Annotated in this window: 4 protein-coding genes and 1 pseudogene; 2 read left to right on the top strand and 3 right to left on the bottom strand. The window is 56.9% G+C overall.

Annotated elements, in window-relative coordinates:
- Both M3I54_RS42950 and M3I54_RS42955 read right to left on the bottom strand, forming a co-directional pair.
- On the bottom strand, positions 1 to 771 hold a 771-nt coding region (locus tag M3I54_RS42950), incomplete at its 3' end, for an IS110 family transposase (RefSeq protein WP_254346419.1).
- Positions 772 to 880: 109 nt separating this feature from the next.
- The gene (locus M3I54_RS42955) at positions 881 to 2,071 is read right to left on the bottom strand and encodes an MFS transporter (RefSeq protein ID WP_254346421.1); all 1,191 of its coding nucleotides are present in this window, start codon (positions 2,069 to 2,071) and stop codon (positions 881 to 883) included.
- Positions 2,072 to 3,050: 979 nt separating this feature from the next.
- Between M3I54_RS42955 and M3I54_RS42965 the strand changes: the two genes are divergently transcribed.
- Positions 3,051 to 4,250 (top strand): SDR family oxidoreductase, encoded by a 1,200-nt coding sequence (locus M3I54_RS42965; protein ID WP_254346423.1) that lies wholly within the window; start codon positions 3,051 to 3,053, stop codon positions 4,248 to 4,250.
- Positions 4,251 to 4,257: 7 nt separating this feature from the next.
- Here the strand turns inward: M3I54_RS42965 and M3I54_RS42970 are convergent, their stop codons facing one another.
- Positions 4,258 to 5,637, bottom strand: coding sequence for a porin (locus M3I54_RS42970; protein ID WP_254346426.1), 1,380 nt, complete (start codon positions 5,635 to 5,637; stop codon positions 4,258 to 4,260).
- A 233-nt stretch (positions 5,638 to 5,870) separates the two neighbouring features.
- On the opposite strand from M3I54_RS42970, the pseudogene M3I54_RS42975 reads away from it, so the two are divergent.
- Positions 5,871 to 7,301 (top strand): annotated as a pseudogene (locus tag M3I54_RS42975) (ISKra4 family transposase); the annotation flags it as partial.
- Positions 7,302 to 7,588 lie beyond the last annotated feature (287 nt).

Consider the following 7,588-nt stretch of genomic DNA (forward strand, 5'->3'; position numbering starts at 1 on the left):
ACTGCCGGTGCCGATACCCGCAAGGCGCGCGAGCCGCGCAATCGCGGGTTGCGCACCGCTGCGCACCTCGCGCTGCTGCTGTACCTCGAGCGCCCTGATCTGCCTGGCAGCGAGCAACAGCCGTTCGAATTCGCGTTCGATCTCGGCGCGCAGGGCTGGCAACAGCTGTGTGGTGTGCTGCGCCCACCAGAGCGCCCACGCGCGGCCACCGATTCGCTCGGGCCGCAGGTTGTGGAGCACCAGCAGCGAGCGGATGCGGTTGCTATGGGCAGTGCGCTCCTGGCGCAGGCGATCGAGTTCACGGTGTACCCGCCGCTCATCTTCCTGTTCGGGGGTGGGGATACGTGCGACCGCCCAAACCCGGCGCTCACCACCGTAGTAACGCATCAGCATCGACAGCAGCTTGTCGCTGTCGAGACGGTCGGTCTTGGCGCGACGTCTGCGCCGGTTCACTTCGATACTGGCTGAATCCACCACCAGGTTCGTGATCTGATGTGCTTCCAGGCAGCGGTGCAGCCAGAAACCGTCACGCCCGGCTTCATAACAGCTGCGCACCGGGGCATCGATGCTCAGATGACAGCGCGCTTTGGCCTTTGAAATCGCCGTGAAGACTGCGGCCGTATCGCCAGCGGCCACGGTGCAGCGGCTCGGCGAGCGCACCCCATCGCCCAGCGAGAGCTTCCAGCTCTTGTCACCCAGTTCAAAGGCGACATACAGCGATCCGGTGATGGTTGTATCCTGCCCATGAAGGGCTGTGCGAGGCGCATTCATTTGCGTACCCCTCTCGGAAAACGGGTGTCGGAATCCTCGTTTTACTCCAGGAGGCTTACTTCCGCGGCCCTTCCATCAGTATCTAGGCAGGCATCCTGACATCGACCGATCAGCCGGTCATCCTTGCACGTGGAAGAAGTATCACGGCAGCCGCAAATCCGAGCGCTCCCACACCGCCGAACGTGATCCATGTCTGGATCGGCGTGCCGTTCGTGACGAGCCAACTGCCAGCGTAATATCCCGCCGTGCCTCCGAGTGCCCCCACAGCGCTCAGCGCACCAAAGAACGTGCTTTGGCTTCCGTCCACCGCTAGGGACGCGATCATGGTTTCGAACGCCGGCACCAGAATTGTTTCGATGACTGTGTATCCGGCGACGAACACCAAGAACCAGCCGACACCATCCATTGCAGCCACGCTCGCATAGGCAACAGCGGCAGCGAGGTACGCGCCGATTGTCGCGGACGCAGGATTCACCCGGACGAGCCAATGTTTAGCCGACAGCATGAAGGCCAATCCGATCACACCATTCACGACATACACGGCTGACGCTGCATAGTGGCCAGCCATGCGGCCGGCGTACAGCGGAAATGCTAAGTACAGTTGCGGGAACAGAAAAAACCAGGGCAGAGATACCGCAATCAGACGCCACAGACCGCGATGCGTCGCCGCAGCGCGCAGGCTGGAGATAGCCGGGCTGCGACCTGACAGCTCGCAATTGTCGGACTCCAGCTGAAACGCCACGCTTCCGAGCAGCCCGAACAGGACAGCGCTGCCGGCGAACGCGAACCGCGTATCGAACATCCCTGCGAGTCCACCGATTAAAGGTCCGATCGCGGTGCCCGTGTTCAGCATCTGATTATTGGAAGCGAACAAGGCGGGAAGTGTCGCTTTCGGCTGACGGCCAAAAATGCCATATAAAGCCGCCTCGTAACAGGCGACACCTGAACCTGCGGTGAGTGCAAAGCCGACCCAGGCTGCCGCATCATTCGTGAATGCGAATCCGAGAAAGCCCAATCCCCTTAACCACAGACCGATGATGATCATCCAGCGGGTGCCGAACCGGTCCGCGATGGCTCCCGCCATCAACGGCAGAATCTGGGCGGACAGCAGGTTCGCAGCCATCACCGTTGCAAGTGCTGCGGAACTGAAATGCAGCGTGATGGACATGTGGAGTGCGAGAACCGGAACGGTCATGAAATGTGACGCGTTCATCACCCCTTGCATCCGCAACAATGCCCGGATATCACGCGAGAAAGCGACTCTGGTCGGCAGGCCAGACACTGGTTCGTCGGCGGTCAAGCTAAATCCTGATAGGACTTTGGAGGTTAAGGCATCTGGATTCCAATAGAGCAAGAACGGCGCCGACACCTGCGCCGCAGGTGCCGAACTGGCGGCGGGCGGATACAACTGATGTCGTTCTGCAAGTATCACTTTAGGGCGCAATATAAGACGACGGGCCTGCCGACATCGAGCGCTGGAGACGTGCAGAGAAAGCTTTTCTCGAGAATCAGGCGGGAACCTGATTCTCGTTAGCAGTCAACCCTGACTCGTGGGGACGCTTATCTCGCGAAAGGCGATGCCTATCAAGGTTAGCGTCCCAGTTGCACACACAACGCAGCCATTTGCTGCCGCGCCTACGCGCAACATTTCACCTTTCGCATCGCCACCGTCTTTCGAGCGCCGGTCGCGCCCTCAAGGATGTGCGATGCCAGATCATCCCAGACGGAGCGATCCGGCCGCTACATTCGTGGCGTCTGTCTGTGCAATTGGTTGTAAAACGAACGGTTTGTCGGAAAGCTAACGTCCAGACAGCTGGCAGCCGCTGCAAGGTGTCCATATCTAGTCTGAACGTGAAAGCCGTAGACGGGACGTCTCTACATGCGGATAGCACCTACTGGCATGCTGTATGCTTCTTGAGTAGGAACTGCATTTGGACAGATTCGTCACGGCTTCGCAGCCACCAATCACAACGCTGTTCCATAACAAGGACACTGATGCCTCATCGTCAGTAATTCGCTTTGCACGATAGGTTGGATGGCGCCGTAGGTTAGATTGTTTGCGGCGCAACACCGGAGAAGACCCGCATTTGTTCAGAAAACGGACGGAACTTGGGCGGCCTCAGTGAAACATGCAAAGCGGCGAGCTTTGTTTGCGATAAAGTGAGGCACATAGCAGGCGTCGCTTGAGCGCGAAGTGCTGATGGATCAGACCGAAACTCGACCAGAAGGCCTGCGTGCGTTTAGGATCGCGAACCCGCGATAATTCAAGGATTTAAGATATGACGGATCTTCCTTCTCTGGCACTCACTCCGCAATGTCGTTCCTTACTTTTTCCGGCGAAAATGGCCGATATTGCTGCCTTAAGTTCAGGAAACCGGGATTTATTGCGGCCCCAACTGCATCCCAATTATCAGCCCAAAACGCTGTGTGACTCCACGAATTACCGCGTGGCCCTGGTGATTGGCAGCAATGGTTTTGTCGGAGCACATCTTGCCGCCCGACTATCTGTTGATCAACAGGTTGAGCAAGTATTGGCAATGGTGAGAGGAACTGCCGAAATAACAGCCGAGCAGCGTTTTGCTGAAAGTTTAACCAGATATCAAATTAAACCTGTTTTTCTGGAAAAGATAGCGATATTGAATGCTTCGCCAACCGAACCATATTGGGGTCTCGATCCAGGAACTTATGCTGAACTGGCAGAACAAGTGCGCTGGGTATTTAATTGTGCCAGTTCGACAGAATATGATTTGTCATATTTGCAGATCAGGCAAGATTGGGTCATGAGTTTCCTCCAAGTCTTGCAATTCTGCACGCAAGGTGTCAGCAAGCATTTATCTTATCTTGGTAGTGTCAGTGCACGTTTCTATGAAAATCCTCGAGATTTCATCCGACCGGATTCTTGGTGGTACTCTGGTTATGCCCAAATGAAATGGGTAAATGGACAAGTCATGCGCTGGATCGCCAACGATCAGCTTTTTCCAGTTACCTTATGTGAACCGAGTTATATTTTGGGCAGCACCTCTCTAGGCGTTGATCCTGGATTACATTACAGTTGGTGGCGGTTAATTGAAATATGCAAAAGTATTCAGCAAATCTGGGATGGCGAAGGACTTAATTACAATCCCGTTGATATTTTAACCGACGCATTGGTAGTGAATGCCTTGGCTAAGAAACCAAAGAGTTATCTGCAACCTTGCAATCCTGTCCCCTACAATAATTCTTTGCTGGCAGAACTCCTAGGTTGTGAAATAGTCTCCTGGGAAACCTTCAAAAAAACAGCCCAAGCTAAAATCTCTTCCAGGCGTCTAGGCAGGCTACTGGAGGATGATTGTAGCGAAATAGTGCATCGGGCTAATTGTCCTGCTGTTGTTCCGGATGGCTATCCGACTGCCTGGTGTGATAACCGCGCATTGTTAGATTTTTATTTACAGAATCAATCCTTTCGCGATGTGACAAAAAAAAGAGGTCGCACGATGTAACATTCTCCTAACACCGCTCGTGATGAAACCTTTTGACGTCCTTCCCGGCCATAAAGTCATGGGTCTTACCAACATTTCGTTGTCCTGAATTGGAGATGCAAAACATCTCGTTGATTTCGTGCAGGACGAGGAAGCCTCTCCAGATGACAGCTGCGCCGGGAGCAGGGATCAGTGTGCGAGTCCCGGAGTTGGCCGACAGCTCGATCAGGGAATTGCTGCGACATGTCCTTGAAGAACGCTTCGCGACGATCCTGGCGTCCGGTGACGCCGGCGGGCCCGATGCCCGCTCTTCCTCGGTGCCTGTTGTCAACCTGAGGCCGACCTGATTGCCCTTCATGTACATATACGTGCCGCTCAACACCCACTCCGACGCCATCAACCACATGCCACCCAGCTCCGCCTGCCAGACTGACGCGCCATTCATTTCGTTGCGCACCGCCGTGTAGAGCGCGTTCGCAGTTACCTGCCCGAAGGTATAGTGAGCACCGGCGCCCCAGTTCCGCACGCTGACCTGCGCCCCCGAGACATCCGTCTCCACCTGCGTATAGGCCGCATTCGCCCCGAATGCTCCGTGGACGTAGTTCAGGCCCACGCTCACCCCGCTGTTCGAGCCGAACGATCCGGCCACCCCGCCGAAGCCGTACATCGCGCCGGCGGAGAAACCACCGAAGCGCGGGCTCGCATACTTGACCGAGTTACGGATGGGTCGGGATCCGGCCATGCCATCCCAGTCGAACGCGCCCGTCGGATTGTTCGGCAGCGCGAGTCTCGCAAACGGTCCATTGCGGAAATCGTAGATACCTTCCGCGTAGATCGCACCATCGTTCAGACCGAAGAAAAGCGAATCGATCATGAAATCATACTGGTTGCCGAGCGTCAGCCGACCTAAGTGATCGTCGTCCAGTCCGACGAACGCGTTGCGGGAGAGGCCGAACTCAGCTGCTCGCCTGTGCAACTGCTTGATGACGCGCTCTTTGTAGCGCTGTTCGTAGTGGTCGGCTCCCGGGTCGACGTATTGCATGCCGAAGCGCATGGCGTTGTAGAACAGCACGGCGATCTTGCGCGCCGTGGCGGTGACGGCCTTGGCCTTACCAATACGCGCGGCCAGCCGACGATAGAACGCGCCCAGCGCCGTGCTGGTCTTGCCCACCGTGACGGCAGCCAGGCGCAGCAGGGCGGCCACCCGATTGGTTGTCTTGCGCGTATGTGACGACAGGACTTTGCCGCCGCTTAGCTTGCACCCTGGCGACAGGGTCAGCCAGGAGGTGAAGTGCTTGGCAGTCGGCCATCGGCCGAGATCGGTGCCGCATTCGGCGACGAGACGCACAGCCAGGTAGGGGCCGATTCCGTGGATCTGGGTGAGATCGACGCCAGCGAGCTGGTACATGAGACTACGCACGTCGAAGCTCAGCGCGTTGGGCTGCTGGGGCCGGCTCCGCACCATCCCCAATGGCTGTTGCGGTACGGGGTTTTGCGCCGCAATCATGGTCAGCGTACGTTCGATCTCGGCGTCGCATTCGTCAACGCGGGCCTGGTAGAAGTCATAGGGAGCGTTAAAAACCTTGGGGTTTCTAGCTCGGACGCCTAGGCTTTCGACAGGCAGGGCCGCCGGAGGTAGAAATGAAAGTCACAATTCGCGTCGATGTCACCATGGACTATGGCGAGACGGAGTCCTTCGAAATCTGTCAGCTTGAACGTCCCTACCGCGAACTCGACCCGGCGAGGATCGGCCTTTCGCTGGCTGAAGGGAAAGACGTCCTGCACAGGCTGCAGAGGATCGTGGTGGCAGCGCAGGCAGAAGAAGTCTGCTTGCTGCGACGTTTCTGCGACCGTTGTCACCGTTTCCTCGACCTGAAGGACCGACGGATCTGCAAGGTGGATACGGTCTTTGGCACGGTCCGCTTTCGTAGCGCGCGAGTCATATCTTGCGCATGTGTACTGCCGTTTCATTTCGAGGGGCCCTACGGTCCTATGTCGGAATATGTCCCTGAGCGGGCGACGCCGGAATTGCTCGCGCTCTAGGCGACACTTTCAGCAAGGATGCCTTACCGTCAGGTTGTTCATACATTGCGCGAGTTTCTGCCGGTCAGCGATACGTTGAACCATGTCACCGTGAGAAACAGGGCCCTGCGTGCAGCCTCACGCATAGACGGCGATGAGCTAACGGCGGGTGACGATGCGCGTCCCGACGCTCGATGGACGTTGGCAATCGATGGCGGCTTTGTTCGTGGTCGACGCAATTCCGAGTGTTCGAGTTTCGAAGTACTCACCGGGCGGCTTGCAGAAAAGGGCCATCCGCCGCGGGCTTTTGCGTTTGTCAGAAGAGAGTTGCCCGACGCGGTCGATCGGCTTGCCCAACTCGTGCGATCCATCACAAACAACGATCACCCGAAACTCTCAGTAATCACAGATGGCGCCAATGGACTGCAGACTATCGCAAGCCAATTGCCGTTCACGCCCAAGTCTGTACTCGACTGGTTCCATATCTCGATGCGCGTGCGGTATCTTGAACAGATTGCCAAAGGCCTGCGCGTGACTTCCGAACCCGAGAACGCAGCAAAGCACAAGTTGACGGCTCGCATCGGAAAGCTTCGTTGGTGCTTCTGGCACGGCAATGCGGCAAAGGCGGCGAGCCGAATGCGGGAAATCTCGACCATCTGCCGTTCCGTAGCCCCTCAGACACCACAGGCTGCTGATAGTCTTGCACAGCTGGGATACAGGGTGCGCGAGCTTGTTGCGTACGTTAAAGCCAACGGTGGATCGACGATTAATTACGGGAAACTGTATCGAGAAGGCGAACCGATCTCGACTGCGATGGCCGAGTCGGCGGTCAACCAGATTCTGAACAAGCGCATGTGCAAGCGGCAACAAATGCGATGGTCGCCGAGAGGAGCTCATCGGTCCGATGCGCCGTGATAAACGGCGACCTGGACGAGAGACTTGAGATGATCAGGCAGCGTCCAAAACCGCTATCTCTCGAGGTCGCCGTCTTCCTCGACGAATTCCGACGCGCGTCTGAGTCGCTACCCCAAGGTTTTTAACGCTCCCGTTACTGGGAGCAGGTAGTGACAAATTTATTTCGTCCTACGAGAAGGTAAGCTCAACCGCCTTCACCACGCACCTGCCAGATTTACCACCCCAGCCCTTGATGGTTATGGACTTCGCAATCATTTGCTCGCTCGTCCGACTGGGTAGGCCTCGTATCTGGTTTCTGTTCGTCAGGTCGTGGCTTTGCTACACGCTTCCTTCAGACCCCGCCTCACGACGACGCCCTTGCGTTTCACTAGCCCTTCACCACCATCAGGTTGGGCAGGGGACTTTCACCCCCAAGCTGTTGC

This window comes from Paraburkholderia sp. CNPSo 3274, assembly GCF_024206475.1.
Classification (GTDB): domain Bacteria; phylum Pseudomonadota; class Gammaproteobacteria; order Burkholderiales; family Burkholderiaceae; genus Paraburkholderia.

Coding starts and splice junctions, on each gene's coding strand:
- M3I54_RS42965 (WP_254346423.1), top strand. CDS start 3,051: ATGACGGATCTTCCTTCTCTGGCACTCACTCCGCAATGTCGTTCCTTA.
- M3I54_RS42970 (WP_254346426.1), bottom strand. CDS start 5,637: ATGTACCAGCTCGCTGGCGTCGATCTCACCCAGATCCACGGAATCGGC.